We start from the raw sequence: 19,573 nt of genomic DNA on the forward strand, positions 1-19,573 counted from the left end.
CACAGTAATATTGGATTTCTATGGGGGGCTTGAAAGAGATGAAGATATTATTTGTTGCACAAAATTTTCAAATGGGTGGTATTCAAAAAGCATTAATTAATACGTTGAAAGAAATTAGTGTGGATAAGCAATATGAAATAGATGTTTTTACGTTCGGTCAAGGCGAACTCTTTACGGACATCCCCCCTAATGTACATGTCAATGTTGGAGGCTTATTATTACAGCTCATTGCTACTCCATTTTTTGTTGTAAGACAAAGTAAAAATTGGTGGCATATCATCTTACGAATATTTTGTATGTTGATTGTACGATTAATAGGATCAACGAACTTTTATACATTACTTTTTAAAATGCATTCCCATCCAAAACAATATGATATAGCCATTTCTTATTTTAATGATGCACCAACTAGTTACTTTAACCAAGGCACAAATTTGTTTGTAGATAAATTTGTAAGAGCGGATAAAAAATTTGCATGGATACATACAGATCCATTAAGAGCAAACTTTAATTATGAAGTATGTGTCAAAACCTATCAAAATTTCGATAGATTAATATGTGTTTCTGAAGCATGTAAGCAAAATTTGCTTACATTTCTTCCGCAATATCAACAAAAAATGCAAGTAGTCTATAATTTCTTTCCACTAGCCGAAATAACTGAACTAGCAATGCAATACATACCATTTGAAAAAGGACCAATGGATTTAATATCTGTTGGGCGAATGGATAATGCAACTAAAAGGTTCGATCTGATTTTGCACATATGTAAACTGTTAAAAGAGTCATCATTTAATTCTTTTCATTGGCGAATTATAGGCGATGGGCCAGATTTACTTCATAATAAACGATTAGCGCTTGAATTAGGTGTAGAAGATGTAGTTGAATTTGTCGGTGAATGTAATAATCCGTATCCGTTTATGAAACAGAGCGATGTACTCATCGTAACTTCAGCATATGAAGGATATCCGATGGTCGTAGGGGAGGCATTAATACTAGAGACGCCTGTTGTTACTACAAATTTCGCGGCAGCGAATGAACAAATACACGATGGTTGCAACGGTTTGATAACGAGTGGAGAAGTAGAAGATATGTATGTAGCCATTGCCAATGTAATCAATAATGCGGATTGCCTCCAGCAGATGAAAAAATATATTGAAGAAAATCGCTATACAAATCGTAAAGCACAAGAGCAATTAGTATTGGAGTTTGATCGTATATGAAATTAACAAACAAAAATTTCAGTATGTTGATCTGTATTATTTCCAGTATTTTTGTCGTATTAAAAATGTATACAGGTAGTAATCTATTTCTTTTGATCTTTAGTAGTCTAGTAATTGTGGCGATGTTGTTAGATAAACAACAACATCGAATTGATTATTTATTGTTTTTTATTTCATGGGTGTACGTCATTAAGTTTGATTTAACAAGTTATTCCCTTTTTGTTGTACTAAGTTTTGTTTATATTGTGTTAAGTGTCCTGACGCTTTTTATGCACAATAAAGGTATTTCAACACAGCTTGTCATCACCTATGTGCTTTTTGTATGCTTTGCTGTCATGGGAACGCTTCTTAATAGCGGTAATGTAATCGAAGTGTTGGGCTTTGTATTAAATTATAGCGTTATCCTTTTTGCAGTTTTGTTCATCGATGACAATACTTATTTTAGAAGGTATACGTATGTTTATGCGTTAGGCTTATTAACTGCTGCAATCGTTCGCTGGATTAGTTTTTCTGTTCCAGCGATTGATAGCTTTATTGAGTCCATGACAATTGTCAATACCGTGAAGACGACAAGTGCCATTAATACAAGATTTACTGGTTTAGATTTAGATCCGAATTATTTCAGTTTGCAAATTCTGATAGCAATTGCTTGTTTATTAGTACTTTGTTATTACGATAAAAAAATGGAAGTTAAGCCGATTATGTTCATCATTGTATTAGCGGTATTTGGGGTATTTACTTATTCCAAAATGTTTATCATCACTTTTATAGCATTCATTTTATTAACGTTTATCATGTTTGTTAAAACCAACATAAAAACAGCATTCAAGTTCGCTTCGTTTATGCTAGCGATTTGTAGTGTACTCCTATTTTTTTTTTACGAGAAGTTATTCGAAATTTATTGGATTCGATTTTTTGGAGCAGGAACATCAACAGATGCTATTACGACGGGGCGATTAAGTAGCTGGAATATGTTTGCGGCGGAAATTTTGCAAAGTACGAAAATATTTGTTATAGGGGCAGGGTTTGGCACAAGTTTTTCCAATGCAAAAATGGCCCATACGATGTATTTATCAACGCCTTATTATCTTGGCTTAGTAGGAATCGTTCTTGCACTACTTTATATTCTAAGCTTACATAAAGTTCTCCGCCAAAACATTCGTAACAGTGGAAAAACACATTTGCAAATATTAACGGTCAACGCTATTCCGCTCTATATCATGCTAATTGCCAATACAGTCCTTGACTCTTTCATAATGGATTATTTCCCTTTTCATATTATGTTAATAATGTTTGCGTTAACGCTTCAGAAAAATCAGGAGTTAAGTAAGGTTGGGGGGTGAGGCAATGCCATTTTTAAGCATTATTGTGCCAATTTATAATGTCGAGCACTATTTAAAAGAATGTCTAGATAGCATTTTGAATCAAAAATATGAAGATTTTGAGCTCATATTGGTGAATGATGGTTCAACGGATAATAGTGCCAAAATATGTGACGACTATGCCAAATACGATGCAAGAATTGTTGTTATTCATAAAGAAAACGGAGGGCTTGTCAGTGCGCGAAAAGCAGGTCTAAAAGTCGCACATGGCAAGTATATTGGCTATGTGGATAGTGATGATTGGATTGAAGCGGATATGTACCAATCATTGTGTGGCGCAGCACATAAATATGATGTAGACATCGTTATTTGTGATATTGTAGAAAATTATCCAAATCAAGAAGTAAGACGCACACAAATGGTTGCACCTGGGTTGTATGAGAAAAACGGGATGGAACAAGAAGTCTATCCGATTATGCTATATGCAGGTGAATATTATCAGTTTGGATTATTTCCTTCTGTCTCGAATAAAATTTTCAAAAAAACGCTTATCCAAAAATTTCAATTGAATGTGGATGATACAATTCGCATGGGCGAAGATGTAGCTTGTACATATCCTAGCCTACTTGATGCGAACAGTATTTATATATTAGACAAACAATATTTGTATCATTATCGCCAAAATCCCTCTTCTATGACAGCAAGCTATGATCAGAATTTTTTTGAAAAAATCCTCATTTTATATGGACATTTAAAACATTTTACACGTAGTCATGAAAAAACAGCCCCCAATTTTGCATATCAACTACAGTATTATTTTACCTATTTAGTTATTGCTGGAGTCAATAATGAATTTAATGCGAAAAATGAGAAGAGCATGCGTGAGAAAAGAGCCTTTATTAAAAAAATGATGAAACAAAAAGATATTAACGAGGTATTACAGACAATTCGTATAAATGATTTACCATACAAAGTGAAATGTTATATTTGGTTACTGAAGAAGCAACACATTTTATTACTCTATACATTGATTGAGATGAAACGAAGTAGAAGTGGCGAATGAGAACAAAGAAAATCATGTTAAATTTATTCTCTAATGTTATGTTGCAAATCGTTTCAGCGGTCATTAATTTTATTTTACCTCGATTATTTATGTCAACGTATGGATCCGCGACGAATGGACTTGTGACGTCTATTAAGCAATTTTTAAGTTATTTAAAAATTGTAGAAGCGGGAGTAGGTAGTGCCTCCATTGCAGCGCTGTACAAACCTTTGGCGATGAAGGATAAAGAACAAATAAATGGCATTCTATCAGCAACCCATTATTTTTACAGACGGTCAGGTATTGTGTTTGTTGTATTAGTAGCCTTCTTAGCTATTTTCTATCCGCTAATTGTTGGCAAAGAGGTGAGTCCACTTACAGCGTTTTATTTGGTACTCATTTTAGGAATTAGTGGTGTATGGGAGTATTTTTTAATCGGAAAATATTTAGTGCTATTAACTGCAGATCAAAAAAGTTACATTATTTTTCGTATACAAACATGCTTATTAATCGCTAGTACCATTTTATCTTTAGTTTTATTAACGCTCGGTTTTTCAATTGTTGTTGTGGTGGGTAGTTCCAGTATGCTGTTACTACTAGATATTCTTTTTTTAAAAGTATATGTCCAAAAAAAATATCCGTATTTCAATAGTAACGTAAAGCCAAATACACCAGCAATTAAAAAAAAGTGGGATGCGTTAATTCATCAAATTGCTTCATTAGTTGTATTTAATACGCCGTTTATTTTAATTACTATTTTTCTTGGTCTTGCAGAAGTTAGTGTATTTACGGTGTACAATATGGTATTTAATGCTGTTACATTGTTTATTTCAGCTTTTTCAGGTGCGATGTTAGCAGCCTTTGGAGACATACTTGTAAAAGAAGATCGAGATACATTGCAAAAACATTTTCATCATTTCGAATACGTTTTTTTCGCAGTCGTTGCATTTGGCTATACGTGTACAGCTATTCTAATTTTGCCATTTATAACAATTTATACAGCGGGGATTGAGGATGCAAACTATATAAGACCGTGGTTAGCAGCCCTCTTTGTCGTTGTAGGCATTGCCAATGCTATTCGAATTCCTGCAAATACATTAGTCAATTCGGCGGGGCATTTTAAAGAGACGAAAATTCGTGCGATTATTGAAGCGGCCATAAACTTTAGTGTCTCTTTCGTTCTAGTACAATTTATCGGTGTTGAAGGCATTTTAATTGGTGCACTTTGTTCTTATGCCTATCGTACATGCGACTTACTGATGTATACATCTAAAGAAATATTAAAAACTTCAGTATACGTTTCCATTAAAAAGATTTTACTTAATAGTGTTTTGGCATTCATCGCAGCATCCCCATTTCTATTTTTTATAAAACTACCTATCGTCAGTATCAGTACATGGTTTTTAGCAGCTATCTGTATTGCTATATGGACAATGACTGTTGTTTTTGTTGGAAATTTTATTTTCCAACCTACAACGATGCGAGAAATTTTGCTGCACGTAAAGCGTGTCATTTCCAACGACTAAAAGCTTTTCCTTCGTTTTAAATAAGTGAGATAAGCTAAATTACCAAATAGAAAATAAGTTGAATTGCTTAGAAATGGCAGGTGGGAAAATGAAGCCAGTAGTTAAGGAAATATTTTTACTAAGGTTTGTAGCCTGTTTGGGAATTGTTTTAATGCATAGTGTCACTTTAGTATTGGACATATACGATATAGAAGAAAATACTTTATTTTTTGTACTGACATCCCTTCAATTAGCTTTAATGTTTGGGACACCTGTCTTTATATTTATTTCAGAATTTGTAATGGCGTATTCCTATTCTGATGAATTGCCAAAAAGATTTTATAAAAAACGTTTTTCTTATATTTTTCTTCCTTTTATTTTTATTGGCGTTGTAGATGCGGCCCTTCATTCCATTCATATAAATAGTGTTGATTTTGAAAAAAAGCTTTTATTAAATTTTTTTGAAGGGGATTTTCACGGCTATTTTATTATCATCATTTTTCAGTTTTATTTTTTGCATCCGTTATTTGTAAAATTTATTGCTACGAAATATTCAGCCTTCCAAGTTATCGTCACAGCATGTCTCATTAATCTTATTTACCTTGCTGTTTTCAATTTTTTTGACCCATTTAAGTATTTATATTTTCTACCTTATATAGAAGTGGAATGGACTGTATTGAATAAGATGCCATTTCCTGCTTGGATCGCCTATTTTGTCGTTGCCTATTACTGTGGGAAAAATTATGAACAGTTTCTTTCGTTACTCCATCGACTTCGTTATGTATTACCAACTGTTTGTTTACTCATGCTAGCGATGTTACTTACTAGCCAATGGTCTGGCTTAATTACAGAAGTTCACTCAAAGAGGCTTGATGTTATTTTTTACACATTGAGTGTAGCTTTTCTATTGTTTTTCATTGCCAGTAAAATAAAAACAATGCCTAAATTAATTATTTTCATTAGTCGTTACTCTTTCGGCATTTATTTACTACACCCCATTTTTAACATCATGTTAAAAAGTTTTTTTGCGAAATATATCGATATATTAAATCCTTTTACTGTAATCGTCAGCACATTTTTACTCAGCACGATATGCTCCATTTGTGTCGTATTTTTGCTCAATAAATGGAAATTCGGGCCATATTTAGTTGGTCAAGTGTATGCAAAAGAAAAATCAGATAATAAAATGAAACTGAGCCAAACAAAGCATTTGGTCAATCATCGTTAAGGACGTATTAGCTTTGTTGTTAAAAACAAATCAATAGAACATAAACCTTGAAACGAATTTTTCTTGTTATTTTTGCGATTGTCGAAGAAAAAATGGTAAACTCTAATGAGTGTTATTGATAGAAAGAGTGGTTTTGTAAAAATGAAAGTACTATTTATTGGAGACATCGTCGGATCAATTGGCCGAGATGCGGTAGAAAAATATTTACCACGATTGAAAAGGAAATATAATCCAAATGTAGTTATTGCAAATGGTGAAAACGCTGCAGCAGGTCGTGGGATTACACGCAATATTTATAATGATTTGTTACAAATGGGTGTAGACGTTATTACAATGGGTAACCACACTTGGGACAATAAAGATATTTTTGATTTTATTGATGATGCAGATTACTTAATTCGACCAGCAAACTTTTCAACAGAGGCACCAGGTAAGGGTATGGTACAAATTTCGAAAAATGGTGTAACGTTATCGGTTATTAACTTACACGGTCGTGTATTTTTACCACCGCATGAAGATCCGTTTGCAATGGCAGAGAAATTAATCGAAGAAGCGCATAAAACGTCACCACTAGTATTCGTGGATTTCCACGCAGAAGCGACAAGTGAAAAAATCGCACTTGGATGGCACTTAGATGGCAAGGCATCGGCAGTTGTTGGCACACATACGCATGTGCAAACAGCTGATGCACGTATTTATCCGAATGGTACTGCTTATATTACGGACGTCGGCATGACAGGACCGTATGATGAGATCTTAGGGATGACAAAGGAAAGTGTTATTTACAAATTCCAAACTAATATGCCATCACGTTTTGAAGTACCAAAAAAGGGTCGCGATGTGTTAAGTGGCTTTTATGTTGATATTGATGACAAGACAGGGAAAGCTGTTCATTGTGAAAGAATATATATTAATGAGGACTATCCGTTCCAAGCTTAATGAAAAATACTGTGCATAATTCATGCACAGTATTTTTTTTATTTGCTGTTTTGGTAAATAGTCCGCTTTAAATATGAGTTTATTAGTATTCAAAATGTATTTAAACGAATAAAAACATCAAGTATTTTATCAGTTTACAATATATCAGAAATGAAAATAGTCTATTTTCATTTTACTGAGCATAAAATGACCTACGGACAATAACTTGAAGTCCAAAAAGGGGGACATAAGTTGTTGAGCGTAAACACTATTCGCGAAACGGGGAGGAATAATTGTGGATTCATTAAAAGTATCATCACGCTCTAATCCAAATTCAGTTGCAGGTGCATTAGTCGCGGTAATCAGAGAAAAAGGGCAAGCAGAAATGCAGGCAGTTGGGGCAGGTGCACTTAACCAAGCCGTGAAAGCAGTGGCCATCGCACGCGGATTTGTAGCGCCAAGTGGCACAGATTTAATTTGCGCACCGGCGTTTGCCGATATTTTAATTGCTGGTGAAGAACGTACAGCCTTAAAGCTGCTAGTAGAAAAACGTGTTCGATAATAAAGTAGAACTTTAATCGGTGGGGGGTGACCCCACCGATTATTAGTTAGACAGTGGTGATTTTTATTCCACTATAAAGAAAGTTAAAAAGTACAAGCCCTATCACTACACTTCTGTCCTCTAGGAGTTAATGTGATAGGGCTTCTTTGTGTCAGGCACCCAAACAATTCTGAAATTTCATATCAAAGCCAGTAGTGTTAACTAAGTAAAAATCCACGCAGACTCCTGCGGGAATGCACGCAACGTAAGACGCAACAGACGGCGGGACAGCGACGGTTACGGCTTACGTCGTGCCCGCGGAAAGCGGAGTGGATTTTTACGAAATAGGAGCAGACCATATGCCAGTTGCCCACGGTATAGTGACAGGCACGCAAACAATTCTCACTTTGCCAATTAAAACTATCTAAGTAAAAATCCACGAAGACTCCTGCGGCTTACATCGTGCCTGCGGAAAGCGAAGTGGAATTTTACGCTATAAGAAGCCGTTATTATGCAATTAGCATTGCCTAAATCCAAAAATAAATGTCCATTCATGCACTTGAAATCAGCAAGTTAATTTTTTATACTTAATTGATTTGAAAATTACAACTTTTTGAACAACATTTTCAGTCAAAGGTCTGAATTTCGCCCAATTCATTGAATAACAATAGTGCAGACCGTTTCTTCGTGTTAAACTTATGAAGGAAAAAAATAATAGTATACATTGGATTTAAGGAGTTGTTGAGATGTTACATCAGCTTTCGTGGAAAGTCGGTGGGCAGCAAGGTGAAGGGATTGAGAGTACAGGTGAGATTTTCTCGATGGCAATGAATCGTTTAGGTTATTTCCTTTACGGTTATCGTCACTTCTCTTCTCGTATAAAAGGTGGCCACACTAATAATAAAATTACAGTTCGTCCAACAGAAGTACGTTCCATTGCGGATGATTTAGATATTTTAGTGGCGTTCGATCAAGAAACAATCGACGTCAATTATAAAGAACTAACAGAAAAGGGCATTATTTTAGCCGATGCAAAATTTGATCCTGTAAAACCAGAGGATTCAAAAGCACCACTATTTGCTGTACCTTTTACAGAAGTAGCGGCAGAGCTTGGAACAACGTTAATGAAAAACATGGTAGCTATCGGGGCTACTGCCTCTCTTCTAAACTTAGAAGATGCTGTGTTCCAAAATGTTGTTGATGACATCTTCGGCAAAAAAGGTGAAGAAGTTGTTCAGAAAAACATGGAGGCAATTGCGCGCGGCCATGAAATGATGAATGAACTATTAGGCGATCGTATTGGTGAATGGGCATTAGCTCCAGCTGATGGCAAACGCCGTATGTTCATGATTGGCAATGATGCAATAGCACTTGGTGCACTAGCTGCTGGGACACGCTTTATGGCGGCATACCCGATTACACCTGCGTCTGAAATTATGGAATACCTTATTAAAAAATTACCTAAATTTGGTGGCGCGGTTATTCAAACAGAAGACGAGATTGCTGCAGCAACTATGGCAATTGGTGCAAACTTTGGTGGTGTACGTTCATTTACAGCGTCCGCAGGGCCTGGTCTTTCTCTTATGATGGAAGCAATCGGTCTTTCGGGTATGACAGAGCAGCCACTAGTTGTTGTGGATACACAACGTGGCGGTCCATCTACTGGTTTACCAACAAAACAAGAACAATCAGATTTAATGGCGATGCTTTATGGTACGCATGGTGAAATTCCAAAAGTGGTCATTGCGCCTTCAACAATGGATGAAGCGTTCTTTGACACAATCCAAGCGTTTAATATTGCAGAGGAATTACAGTTGCCTGTTATACTAATGACTGACTTACAGTTATCTCTTGGTAAACAAACTGCTGAACCATTCGATTACAAAAAAATTGAAATTCGTCGTGGGAAAATTGTTACAGACGATATTGAAGCATCAGCAGATAAGGCTTACTTCAAGCGCTATGAAGATACAGAAGACGGTATATCGCCACGCGTACTACCAGGTCATTTAAACGGTATCCATCATGTGACAGGGGTTGAGCATGATGAAACAGGGAAGCCATCTGAAGCAACTGGCAACCGTCGTACACAAATGGATAAACGTTTCCGTAAGCTAGAAGCATTGAAGTTTGATACACCTGTTTATAAAAATGCACCGCATGAAGAAGCGGACGTTTTATTAGTAGGCTTTAACTCAACACGTGGAGCGATTGAAGAAGTACAAGAGCGCTTAAACGCCCAAGGCATGAAGGTGAACCATGCGCATATTCGCTTAATTCACCCATTCCCATCTGCAGAAATGGCACCTCTTGTGGCGAACGCGAAAAAAGTAATCGTTGTAGAAAACAACTACACAGGTCAATTAGCGAATATCATGAAAATGAATATTGGTGGTCACGGTAAGATTGAGATGATTACAAAATATAACGGAACACCGTTCTTACCAGGTGAATTAGAAAATAGAGTGAAGGAGTTGACTCGCTAATGGCAACATTTAAGGATTTTCGTAATACAGTGAAACCAAACTGGTGCCCAGGTTGTGGCGACTTCTCTGTACAGGCTGCAATTCAACGTGCAGCAGCCAATGTAGGTATAGAGCCGAACGAACTAGCGGTTATTTCTGGGATTGGCTGTTCAGGTCGTATTTCAGGCTATATTAACTCATACGGTTTCCATGGTATTCATGGTCGTGCATTACCGATTGCACAAGGCTTAAAAATGGCGAACCGTGATTTAAATGTTATCGCTTCTGGTGGTGACGGAGATGGCTTTGCGATTGGTATGGGGCATACGATTCATGCCATCCGTCGTAACATCGATATCACATATGTTGTAATGGATAACCAAATTTACGGTTTAACAAAAGGCCAAACATCTCCACGCTCGGCTGCTGGATTTATTACAAAATCTACGCCAGGTGGTGCTATTGAGCCATCGTTAAAACCATTGGAAGTAGCATTAACAAGCGGTGCTACATTTGTGGCACAAGGCTTCTCAACTGATATTAAAGAATTAACAGCTTTAATTGAAGCAGGCATTAACCATAAAGGCTTCTCATTTATCAATGTATTTTCACCTTGTGTTACGTACAACAAAGTAAATACGTACGATTGGTTTAAAGAAAACTTAACAAAGCTTGCTGATATTGAAGGCTATGATAATGCTGACCGTGGTATGGCAATGCGCACTGTAATGGAGAATGAAGGCTTAGTTACAGGGATTATTTATCAGGATAAAGAAACTACTTCTTATCAAGAAAAAGTTCCTGGTTACGCTGAGCTACCTTTAACAGATATCGATATTCAAATGAGTGAAAATCAATTCAATGCACTTGTGCAAGAATTTATGTAAGTAAAACTTCTTAAAAGAAGCTGGGACAAAGAGAAAAAGTGTTAGATTGATGGCAGTCAATCTAACACTTTTTTGTTATGTCGTTTATGTCCGCTACAGGGATTGCTCTCCCCAATCCCCAACCGTTAAGCTGTTGATTTCACTAGTACATCGTCATTCATTAATATTGTTTCATGGATGGGTGAAGTTCTTGCCCTCTTACATAATTATTTAGCATAGTCGTTTTTTAAACCTTACAAAACAACACTAGCTATAAAAATTAAAAATAAAATCAGCATCACTATGAATCGCACCAAAGCATGCCTAATTTCTGCATTACTTTCTGCTATTTTCACTTCATTTCTATATTTGAACCAACTAAATAATAATGCAATTGTCATAAGAATAAATATGTAAATCTTCATAAATTATAATCATTCCTCTCATTAAATTATTTAGTTATAAAAAATATTAAGTATACAACAAGTTAATCAATTACAGCTTTAAATTTCATATTTTAATAAGATATCTCTAATTTCTTTAATAATATAACTATAGTGTTTATCAATCAATTCCAATCTAGATTTAACCTTTAGTTTTTCGAAAATATTACCTATATGTGCTCTTACAGTAGATTTACTAATAAATAACTTCTCTTCTATTTGATAATCTTTTAATCCTTTGATTAGTAAATCTACGATTTCAAGTTCTCTATTACTTAATAATTCCTCCCATTTTGATATTCCCTTATCATTTAAAATATCATTCAAATTTTTCATAGTGACTATTCTCGAAAGTTCTATATTTATGCACTTAACAAACATTTCTAGGCAGATTTTAATGTTTTCATTTATATTTTCAGCTTTAAAAATTCCTACAAAACCTAATATTGTATCTTGTAAAAATAATGGTATTGAGGCTGAGTATTGGCCCTGCATATGAGTATTCATATGCAAGGTCTTTTTGAATATTATAGGAGTAGTTTCATAACCATTACCAAAATGGAGCTTTGTAAAAAAGAAAAGCTTGCAACGGAAATCAACGGATACTTGCATGTTCCATCAAGTATCTGTAACAAAATTTTTAATAGTAGAAATCCATCAAATGATTAATAGGGGGCGTGCGCGGGTAAAATTATATGAAAGAATGATACAATAAAAGAAAAAAAAGAGGCGATGTTCGTGAATAATATCATTGATTTTATTGCGAAAAAAAAGGAACGTGAAGAACGGCAGCGTGCACAAGATTTAGAACGTTATGTTGCGACTCAATGTAAATTTCATCAGCCAGAAAACATAGACGCTCTTGTTGATGGTAAAGTAATTGAAGTGAAAGATCATACACTTTTTTTAGGTTTCTTATCAATTTTAAAAGATGAACAAATAGAACCGCTTCATATCTTTCAGGACGTTTTTTCATTAGAACCAAGCCGTTTTGAAATAGCCTACAACATGAAATGGTGGTCGGTTGTTCAGCTTGCTTTTACATTTTTAACAATTTTAAAGGAAAATGAACCGCATACATATGCAGATTTTCTAGGACTATCTTGATTTATCTGGGGTGTGTGCACGTCTGAAGAACTAAACAAACGTGCGCATACACAACTAGATTCCTCTTTTTACATCAAAAGAATACCATCATCTTTACAATTCCTCTAATACTTCAAAAACTTCACATATATTTATAATCTCTCAATAATGTTTACGAAATATTTTTAAGCAATCCATACTTGCTTAATGTTTGTTTTATAAGATTACTGTTGTAAGCAAATAAAAATAAACACAAACAAATGGAGGGTCCAACTCATGGCAATTCAAAAGTTATGGAAGAAAGGCTTAATCGGTGCATTAGCAATTTCAATGTTGGCGGCTTGTTCAGACAGTTCTTCTACTTCAAATGAGGTAAATAGTGATGCAACACTTGAAGAAATTACGGAACAAGCGAAACAAGAAGGAACTGTTCATTCAGTCGGAATGCCAGATACATGGGCAAACTGGGTAGAGACTTGGCAAGAGCTTGATAGTGAATATGCCATCAAGCATCAGGATACAGATATGTCGAGTGCGGAAGAACTAGCAAAATTTGAAGCTGAAAAAGATGATGCTACTGCTGATATTGGGGACGTAGGGATTGCCTTTGGACCAATTGCCAAAGATAAAGGCTTAACATTGCCATACAAAACATCGTATTGGGATGATATACCTGAATGGGCGAAAGATGATGAAGGCCATTGGATTGTTGGCTATACAGGGACCATTTCATTTTTAACAGATACAAACAATGTGAAAAATGCACCAACCTCTTGGGAAGATCTTAAAAACGGAGATTATCATGTCAGCATAGGGGATGCCTTAACAGCAAACCAAGCGCAATTCGCAATATTAGCTGCAGCAATGGCTTTCGGAGGCGATGAATCGAATATTCAACCAGGTATTGATTTCTTTGCGGAATTAGCCCAACAAGGACGTTTACAAGGTGATCCATCCGTCGCTAATTTAGAAAAAGGCGAAATTGATGTAGCAATCTTATGGGACTTTAATGCATTAGGCTATCGTCATCAAATTGATGAACAGCGTTTTGATGTAGTAATTCCATCAGAAGGCTCTGTAACATCAGGCTATGCGACGGTAATTAATAAGTATGCGAAAAACCCTTATGCGGCCATGTTAACACGAGAATATATTTTATCGGATGCTGGACAAGAAAATTTAGCAAAAGGTTACGCACGACCAATTCGTGAGAATGTGAAGTTATCAAAGGAAGTACAGGATTTATTACTACCAGCGGAAATGTATAAAAATGCACAACCAGTTAATGATCAAAAACAATGGGAAGAAACGACAAAACAAATTCCACAAATGTATCAAGAGCAGGTATTAATTCATGCCAAATAAAAAAGTCGCTCTCATTGTCATTGATGCCCTTCGGTTTGATACAGCATGTACACATATGGGATTTATGCAACATTTAGTAGAACGTAAGTTGGCTTCACGTTTCGAGGTTCGTTCTGAAGTACCGTCTTTATCGAGACCATTATATGAAACTATTTTAACGGGAACACCACCAATCGTTCATGGTGTAACAAGTAATATATCGGTGCGCTTATCGACACAAACTAGTTTATTTCATTTGGCGAAGTCCAATGGTTTATCTACAGCAGCAGCTGCTTACTATTGGGTAAGTGAGCTATACAATCGAGCGCCATTCCAGCATATGGAGGACCGTTTACAGTTCGATACGAAGCTCCCGATTGAAAATGGCTTGTTCTATTTTGAAGACCATTACCCAGATAGTCATTTGTTTGCAGAGGCAGCGTGGTTAATGGATCAAAAGCAACCTGATTTCTTATATATTCACCCGATGAATGTAGATGATGATGGGCATAAGTTTACAGCGGACTCAGCGCCATATCGAAATCGCGTATTGGCTGTCGATGCACTATTATCGCTGTTTATACCAAAATGTATGGCACAGGGGTACGAAGTGATTGTGACGGCAGATCATGGGATGACAAGTGATGGCAATCATGGCGGGACAACGACTGAGGATCGGCATGTACCTATGTTTGTCATTTCCAACGCTGTTAAAGCTGGTGTGAAAGATGGCGTAGTGTCTCAGCTACAAGTAGCACCACTCTGTTGTCATTTATTGAATATAGAACCGTCTGAGGAGATGGTACCTCTATTATTAGAGGGTGTACAAACATTACAACAAACGAATTAATAAATAAGCAATTGTACATTTAACGTTTATAGAAAGAAGTGGTTGTTTTGATATCTAAGAGGCAATCTTTTGCCTGGCTTACACCTTTCCTGTTACTTGTATTGTTATTTTTCCTAGTGCCATTACTGTACATGCTTGTAACGAGCTTTAGTAATAACGAAGGTTTTACGTTGGCGCAATATAAATCTGTATTAACAAATAATTATATTTTACAAGGGTTTAAAAATAGTGTGACGTTATCGGTCATTTCTGCTGTAGTAGCGCTAGTAGTTACGTTGTTTGCAGTTTTTGCGATGACTAATTTTTCACAGCCAGTACGCGAGAAAATATTAATAGTAACAAATTTAACTTCAAATTTTTCAGGTATTCCTTTAGCTTTTGCGTTTATTGTCTTGCTTGGCAATAGTGGGCTATTTACATTGCTATTTGAAAAATGGGAAATAGGCGCTTTATCGTCCTTTTCCCTTTATAGCTGGAGTGGTTTATTGCTCATTTATATTTATTTTCAACTGCCGTTAGCACTAATGCTACTGTATCCGATTTATGATGGCATACAGCAGCAATGGAAGGAAGCGGCTGCGCTTCTAGGTGCTTCGACTTTTCAGTTTTGGATGAAAATAGGTATACCCGTTATGTTACCAGGTATTGTGGGAACCTTTAGCGTGTTATTTGCCAATGCAATGGGAGCCTATGCATCTGCATACGCCCTAACTAGTAGTAATTATAATTTAGTTGCTATCCGTATTGGTGCACTGATTAAGGGAGATATTTTTGCACAACCCGAGTTAGCGAGTGCTATTGCCGTCTTGTTGGCGGTAACGATGGTGACCGCAATGCTAATAAGTGAATGGAGCATAAAGAAAACAAGGGGGAAATTGTGATGAAAAAAAGAGGCTTTGCTAATATCGTTTTCCTCCTTTTAATGTTGTATTTGCTATTACCAATTGTAGCGACAATGCTTTATGCCTTTTCATCAAAATGGCATAAAACGATTTTCCCAGAGGGACTGACATTCAAGTGGCTTGCTACACTATTCCAGGATGCAGCCTTTATGCAGGCATTTGGACGTTCTGTCTTCCTTGCAGGTAGTGCAGTCGCCATTGCATTATTCGTTATTGTCCCTGCGATATTTGTCATAGTTTTATATTTTCCAAAGTATGAGAAATGGATTCAAGTGGCAGTCGTTATGGTGTATTCATTTCCAGGCATTATATTAGCCGTTGGATTAATCCGCGTGTATTCAACAGTAGGCGTACCGATGATAGTGGTCGTATTGGGTGCCTATGTAATTGGTATTTTGCCTTATATTTATCAAGGGACTCGCAATAGCTTGCGTAATGTAGATGCAAGGCAACTGTTGGACGCCGCCCAATTATTAGGTGCAACGAAAACGCAGGCATTTACGAAAATACTGTTACCTACCGTTTATCCAGGCTTGTTCGTTGGCGCATTATTATCATTTTCAGTGCTATTTGGCGAATTTGTACTTATTAATTTAGTAGTAGGCTCGCGCTTTGAAACTGTACAAATTTATTTAATGAAAAAGCTAAGTACGAGTGGTCATATTGCTAGTGCGGTCGTCTTTATTTATATCGTACTTATGGGCTTATTAACGTTCGCGATTGCGATATTAACGAAACGTTCGAAAGGTGCGACAAATGTATGAGCTATATTGTTATTGAAGGACTTCATAAAAAATATGAAAAAACAACTGTCTTATCAAATATCGATATGACGATTGAAAAAGGTCAATTTATTACGCTTTTAGGGCCAAGTGGTTGTGGGAAAAGTACTATTTTGCGAATTATTGCGGGCTTAACGGATGCTACAGCAGGAAAAATACAAATTGAAGGAAAAAATATGGGCGGCATCCAACCGAAAGAGCGCCAGGTTGGAATGGTATTTCAATCCTATGCATTATTTCCGAACATGACCGTCAAAGAAAATATTGCCTTTGGCTTACGAATGCACAAAATAAATAATGCTGAAGTGGAGCACCGTGTGCAGGAAATTCTAGCGATCGTACATTTGACAGAAAAGGCGAATGCATTTCCAAAGGAATTGTCTGGGGGTCAACAGCAACGTGTAGCGCTTGCACGTGCGCTCGTTGTACGACCTAAAGTGTTACTTTTAGATGAACCATTAAGTGCGCTTGATGCGCAAATACGAAAAAAATTACAGAGTGATTTACGAGCAATCCAACGACAGCTTGGGATGACAATGATTTTAGTAACCCATGATCAGGATGAAGCGATGGCTGTATCAGATAAAATATTTGTTATGAGTAATGGCGAAATTGCACAATGCGGCACACCGACAGAAATTTATATGAATCCAAAAAGTGAGTTTATTGCAAACTTCATTGGTCATTATAATGTTTTTCCACGCCAAGTGTTAGAGACGATGGTTGGAATAAAATTGCCTGGAGATAGTGGGAAGTTTGCCATTCGACCAGAAGCTGTTCATGTCGAGAAGAAAGATGGAGACCTTTGTCTTTTAGGTGTTGCGACACAGTCGTTAATGAGTGGCAATATCATTCGTACAACTTTGGAAGGTAACTGTGTATTTACAATGGAGCAATTACATCAACGTGGACAAACGCTTGAACTCGGTAGAAACTATGCGTGTTACGTGGCGCAGGAAGATGTGATTGCACTATCATGACGTATGCAAAAATTGAACGCTTCGAATTTATTTTAAAACAATTAGAGCTTGATGGAAAAATCATTGTCACCAATATCGCAGAAGCACTATTCGTCGCACCTGAAACGGTTCGTCGGGATTTGGATGAGCTGGAGCAGCAGCATCTATTGACGAGAGTGCATGGCGGAGCAATTAAGTATACAAATGTGCGAACGGAACCTGCATTTTTGCGGAAATTGCAAATGCAAAAAGAGGCAAAGTGTACAATTGCTCGGCAGGCTGCGATGCGAATATGTGATGGCGATACGATAGCAGTTGATACAGGGACAACAACAGTACACATGGCAGATTACTTAATGGCAATTGATGATATTACTGTTGTTACGCATTCCATAGCAGCTGCTGCACAATTTAATCTTGCCATTGAAGAAAGACGGATGACAGGGAAAGTTATATTACTGGGTGGAACAACAAACCCTAGACAAGCTTCGGTTGCTGGTGCAATGACATTAGAATGGTTAGGCAATATGAATTTTGACAAAGCATTTTTATCTTGCGGCGGCATGAAGAATGGCATTGTATATGATTATGATTTAGATGAATCACTGATTTCCAAAAAGATGCTACAGCAAAGTAAGAAATCAATACTTTTAGCTGATGCCTCAAAAATTAATGGTCAATCATTTTATCAAATCTGTCATTTAACTCAATGTACGGAAATCATGTGTGATATTGCTTGCCCAGAAGACTGGCACGAATACGAAGAACAATGGACTGTATGTAGTGGAGGGAAAAGTGGATGACAATTGATTACCATGTACATTTAGAGGAGGGGCCATATTCTTTCCGTTGGCTGGAGCGAACTACTCGTGCGATATCGTACTTTCATGAGGTTAGCAGTGCTGCTAAAGGTTCTAAAGCGCTGGTCGAATGGCAAGTATCAGCGTTGGCTAGTCGATTACACAATGGCTGTTATAGTGAAGAATGGCTTGACCTATATTTACAAAAGGCAAAACAACTTGGTTTACAAGAGGTTGGGATTGTCGATCATTTGTATCGTTTTCAGGAAGCACGTGCCTATTTTGAACGATATATGCAATTAGATGATTCACATGAAATCGGTCAACTGCAACGATACTGGCTAGATAGTGTGATGACTGAAAATATGGACGATTTCGTATTAGCGATAGCAAAAGCAAAAAAAAGATGGCGTCAGCATGGTGTCGAGTTAAAGCTAGGTATTGAAGCGGATTACTTTGTAGGTGGCGAGAAAGAATTGACGTCACTACTACAAGGACAACATTGGGATTATGTAATTGGTTCTGTTCATTTTGTAGATGGCTGGGGCTTTGATAATCCACAAACGGAGCATCTGTTTGCTAATATGGCACCCACAACACTGCAGATGAAATATGCGCAGTTTTTTACAACGGTCTTGCAAATGATTCAGTCTAATATGTTCGATTTTGTAGCTCACCTGGATAACTTTAAAGTCTTTAATTATCATGTGGAGGATGAGGCATTTAATCTTCAATGGTATGAACAAATTGCACAAGCGCTCGTCCATACACAAACAGCTACAGAAATTAATGCAGGGTTATATTATCGCTATCCCGTCCAAGAAATGTGCCCTGGGCCATTGTTTTTGCAAGTTTTAGTGCAACATGGTGTAGAGTTTACCGTTTCTTCGGACGCCCACTTCCCTGATGATTTAGGGAAATATACATTTGACAATGCCGATTTACTAAAAAGCTTAGGTGTTCAACACCTTGTAGGGTTCAATCAACGTACAAAAAAATATATAGCGTTATAACAACAATCACCGTTGATAATGTCATCGGTGATTTTTTCTAGGTATCTATGCTAAGTGTCATGCATTTAAACAGTTATACTTGTTGTTGGCGCTGACTCCTGCGGGAATGCACGCAGCGTAAGACGCAACAGACCACGCGATAGCGGGGGTTGCAGCTTACGTGTGTGCCCGCGGAAAGCACCGCCGTAGTGGACAACAACGACATTGCAAAAAAGTGTTAGTTTGATTACTGTCAATCTAACACTTTTTCTCTTTTGTCCCAGCCTCCTTGTTTATTATGAAGCAAT

At 36.8% G+C, this 19,573-nt stretch carries 18 protein-coding genes; 17 read left to right on the forward strand and 1 reads right to left on the reverse strand.

Going from position 1 to position 19,573, the window contains the following annotated elements; genetic code table 11:
- Positions 1 to 38 precede the first annotated feature (38 nt).
- The 9 genes from ACIQ1H_RS11770 (at position 39) to ACIQ1H_RS11810 (ending at position 11,128) form a co-directional block, all read left to right on the forward strand.
- Positions 39 to 1,220, forward strand: a complete 1,182-nt coding sequence (locus tag ACIQ1H_RS11770) for a glycosyltransferase (RefSeq protein ID WP_402888926.1) — start codon at positions 39 to 41, stop codon at positions 1,218 to 1,220.
- The gene (locus tag ACIQ1H_RS11775; protein WP_402888928.1) at positions 1,217 to 2,563 is read left to right on the forward strand and encodes a hypothetical protein; all 1,347 of its coding nucleotides are present in this window, start codon (positions 1,217 to 1,219) and stop codon (positions 2,561 to 2,563) included. Before ACIQ1H_RS11770 ends, ACIQ1H_RS11775 begins: the two co-directional genes overlap by 4 nt.
- Before the next feature lie 4 nt (positions 2,564 to 2,567).
- Positions 2,568 to 3,605 carry a glycosyltransferase family 2 protein gene (locus tag ACIQ1H_RS11780; protein WP_402888930.1) on the forward strand — a complete coding sequence of 346 codons (1,038 nt, stop codon included), beginning with the start codon at positions 2,568 to 2,570 and terminating at the stop codon, positions 3,603 to 3,605.
- Positions 3,602 to 5,110, forward strand: a complete 1,509-nt coding sequence (locus ACIQ1H_RS11785; protein WP_402888932.1) for a lipopolysaccharide biosynthesis protein — start codon at positions 3,602 to 3,604, stop codon at positions 5,108 to 5,110. Before ACIQ1H_RS11780 ends, ACIQ1H_RS11785 begins: the two co-directional genes overlap by 4 nt.
- 88 nt (positions 5,111 to 5,198) lie before the next feature.
- Positions 5,199 to 6,317, forward strand: a complete 1,119-nt coding sequence (locus ACIQ1H_RS11790; protein ID WP_402888934.1) for an acyltransferase family protein — start codon at positions 5,199 to 5,201, stop codon at positions 6,315 to 6,317.
- 141 nt (positions 6,318 to 6,458) lie between these two features.
- Positions 6,459 to 7,256 (forward strand): TIGR00282 family metallophosphoesterase, encoded by a 798-nt coding sequence (locus ACIQ1H_RS11795; RefSeq protein ID WP_173477681.1) that lies wholly within the window; start codon positions 6,459 to 6,461, stop codon positions 7,254 to 7,256.
- A 274-nt stretch (positions 7,257 to 7,530) separates the two neighbouring features.
- Positions 7,531 to 7,797: a stage V sporulation protein S gene (locus tag ACIQ1H_RS11800; protein ID WP_010858535.1), complete on the forward strand. Its 267-nt coding sequence runs from the start codon at positions 7,531 to 7,533 to the stop codon at positions 7,795 to 7,797.
- Positions 7,798 to 8,522: 725 nt separating this feature from the next.
- Positions 8,523 to 10,262, forward strand: a complete 1,740-nt coding sequence (locus tag ACIQ1H_RS11805; RefSeq protein ID WP_402888936.1) for a 2-oxoacid:acceptor oxidoreductase subunit alpha — start codon at positions 8,523 to 8,525, stop codon at positions 10,260 to 10,262.
- Positions 10,262 to 11,128, forward strand: coding sequence for a 2-oxoacid:ferredoxin oxidoreductase subunit beta (locus tag ACIQ1H_RS11810; protein ID WP_402759461.1), 867 nt, complete (start codon positions 10,262 to 10,264; stop codon positions 11,126 to 11,128). Before ACIQ1H_RS11805 ends, ACIQ1H_RS11810 begins: the two co-directional genes overlap by 1 nt.
- Positions 11,129 to 11,610: 482 nt before the next feature.
- Here ACIQ1H_RS11810 and ACIQ1H_RS11815 read toward each other — a convergent pair whose 3' ends face one another.
- A complete protein-coding gene (locus tag ACIQ1H_RS11815; RefSeq protein ID WP_402888938.1) occupies positions 11,611 to 12,057 on the reverse strand; it encodes a response regulator transcription factor in 447 nt (148 codons plus the stop codon).
- Positions 12,058 to 12,282: 225 nt separating this feature from the next.
- On the opposite strand from ACIQ1H_RS11815, the gene ACIQ1H_RS11820 reads away from it, so the two are divergent.
- The 8 genes from ACIQ1H_RS11820 (at position 12,283) to ACIQ1H_RS11855 (ending at position 19,286) form a co-directional block, all read left to right on the forward strand.
- The gene (locus ACIQ1H_RS11820; protein ID WP_228134390.1) at positions 12,283 to 12,657 is read left to right on the forward strand and encodes a 2-oxoglutarate ferredoxin oxidoreductase subunit beta; all 375 of its coding nucleotides are present in this window, start codon (positions 12,283 to 12,285) and stop codon (positions 12,655 to 12,657) included.
- Positions 12,658 to 12,912: 255 nt separating this feature from the next.
- On the forward strand, positions 12,913 to 14,001 hold the full coding sequence (locus ACIQ1H_RS11825; protein ID WP_402888940.1) for an ABC transporter substrate-binding protein: 1,089 nt from the start codon (positions 12,913 to 12,915) through the stop codon (positions 13,999 to 14,001).
- Complete coding sequence (locus ACIQ1H_RS11830; RefSeq protein WP_402888942.1) at positions 13,991 to 14,830, forward strand: alkaline phosphatase family protein; 840 nt, start codon at positions 13,991 to 13,993, stop codon at positions 14,828 to 14,830. The genes ACIQ1H_RS11825 and ACIQ1H_RS11830 overlap by 11 nt, the downstream gene beginning before the upstream one ends.
- A gap of 38 nt (positions 14,831 to 14,868) precedes the next feature.
- Positions 14,869 to 15,711: an ABC transporter permease gene (locus ACIQ1H_RS11835; protein WP_402888944.1), complete on the forward strand. Its 843-nt coding sequence runs from the start codon at positions 14,869 to 14,871 to the stop codon at positions 15,709 to 15,711.
- On the forward strand, positions 15,711 to 16,496 hold the full coding sequence (locus tag ACIQ1H_RS11840; protein WP_402888946.1) for an ABC transporter permease: 786 nt from the start codon (positions 15,711 to 15,713) through the stop codon (positions 16,494 to 16,496). Before ACIQ1H_RS11835 ends, ACIQ1H_RS11840 begins: the two co-directional genes overlap by 1 nt.
- Positions 16,493 to 17,494: an ABC transporter ATP-binding protein gene (locus tag ACIQ1H_RS11845; protein WP_402888948.1), complete on the forward strand. Its 1,002-nt coding sequence runs from the start codon at positions 16,493 to 16,495 to the stop codon at positions 17,492 to 17,494. Before ACIQ1H_RS11840 ends, ACIQ1H_RS11845 begins: the two co-directional genes overlap by 4 nt.
- Positions 17,491 to 18,276: a DeoR/GlpR family DNA-binding transcription regulator gene (locus ACIQ1H_RS11850; protein WP_402888950.1), complete on the forward strand. Its 786-nt coding sequence runs from the start codon at positions 17,491 to 17,493 to the stop codon at positions 18,274 to 18,276. Before ACIQ1H_RS11845 ends, ACIQ1H_RS11850 begins: the two co-directional genes overlap by 4 nt.
- Positions 18,273 to 19,286 (forward strand): histidinol phosphate phosphatase domain-containing protein, encoded by a 1,014-nt coding sequence (locus ACIQ1H_RS11855; RefSeq protein WP_402888952.1) that lies wholly within the window; start codon positions 18,273 to 18,275, stop codon positions 19,284 to 19,286. Before ACIQ1H_RS11850 ends, ACIQ1H_RS11855 begins: the two co-directional genes overlap by 4 nt.
- The last annotated feature ends 287 nt before the right edge of the window (positions 19,287 to 19,573 follow it).

Source organism: Lysinibacillus sp. NPDC097279 (genome assembly GCF_044761745.1).
Classification (GTDB): Bacteria; Bacillota; Bacilli; order Bacillales_A; family Planococcaceae; genus Lysinibacillus.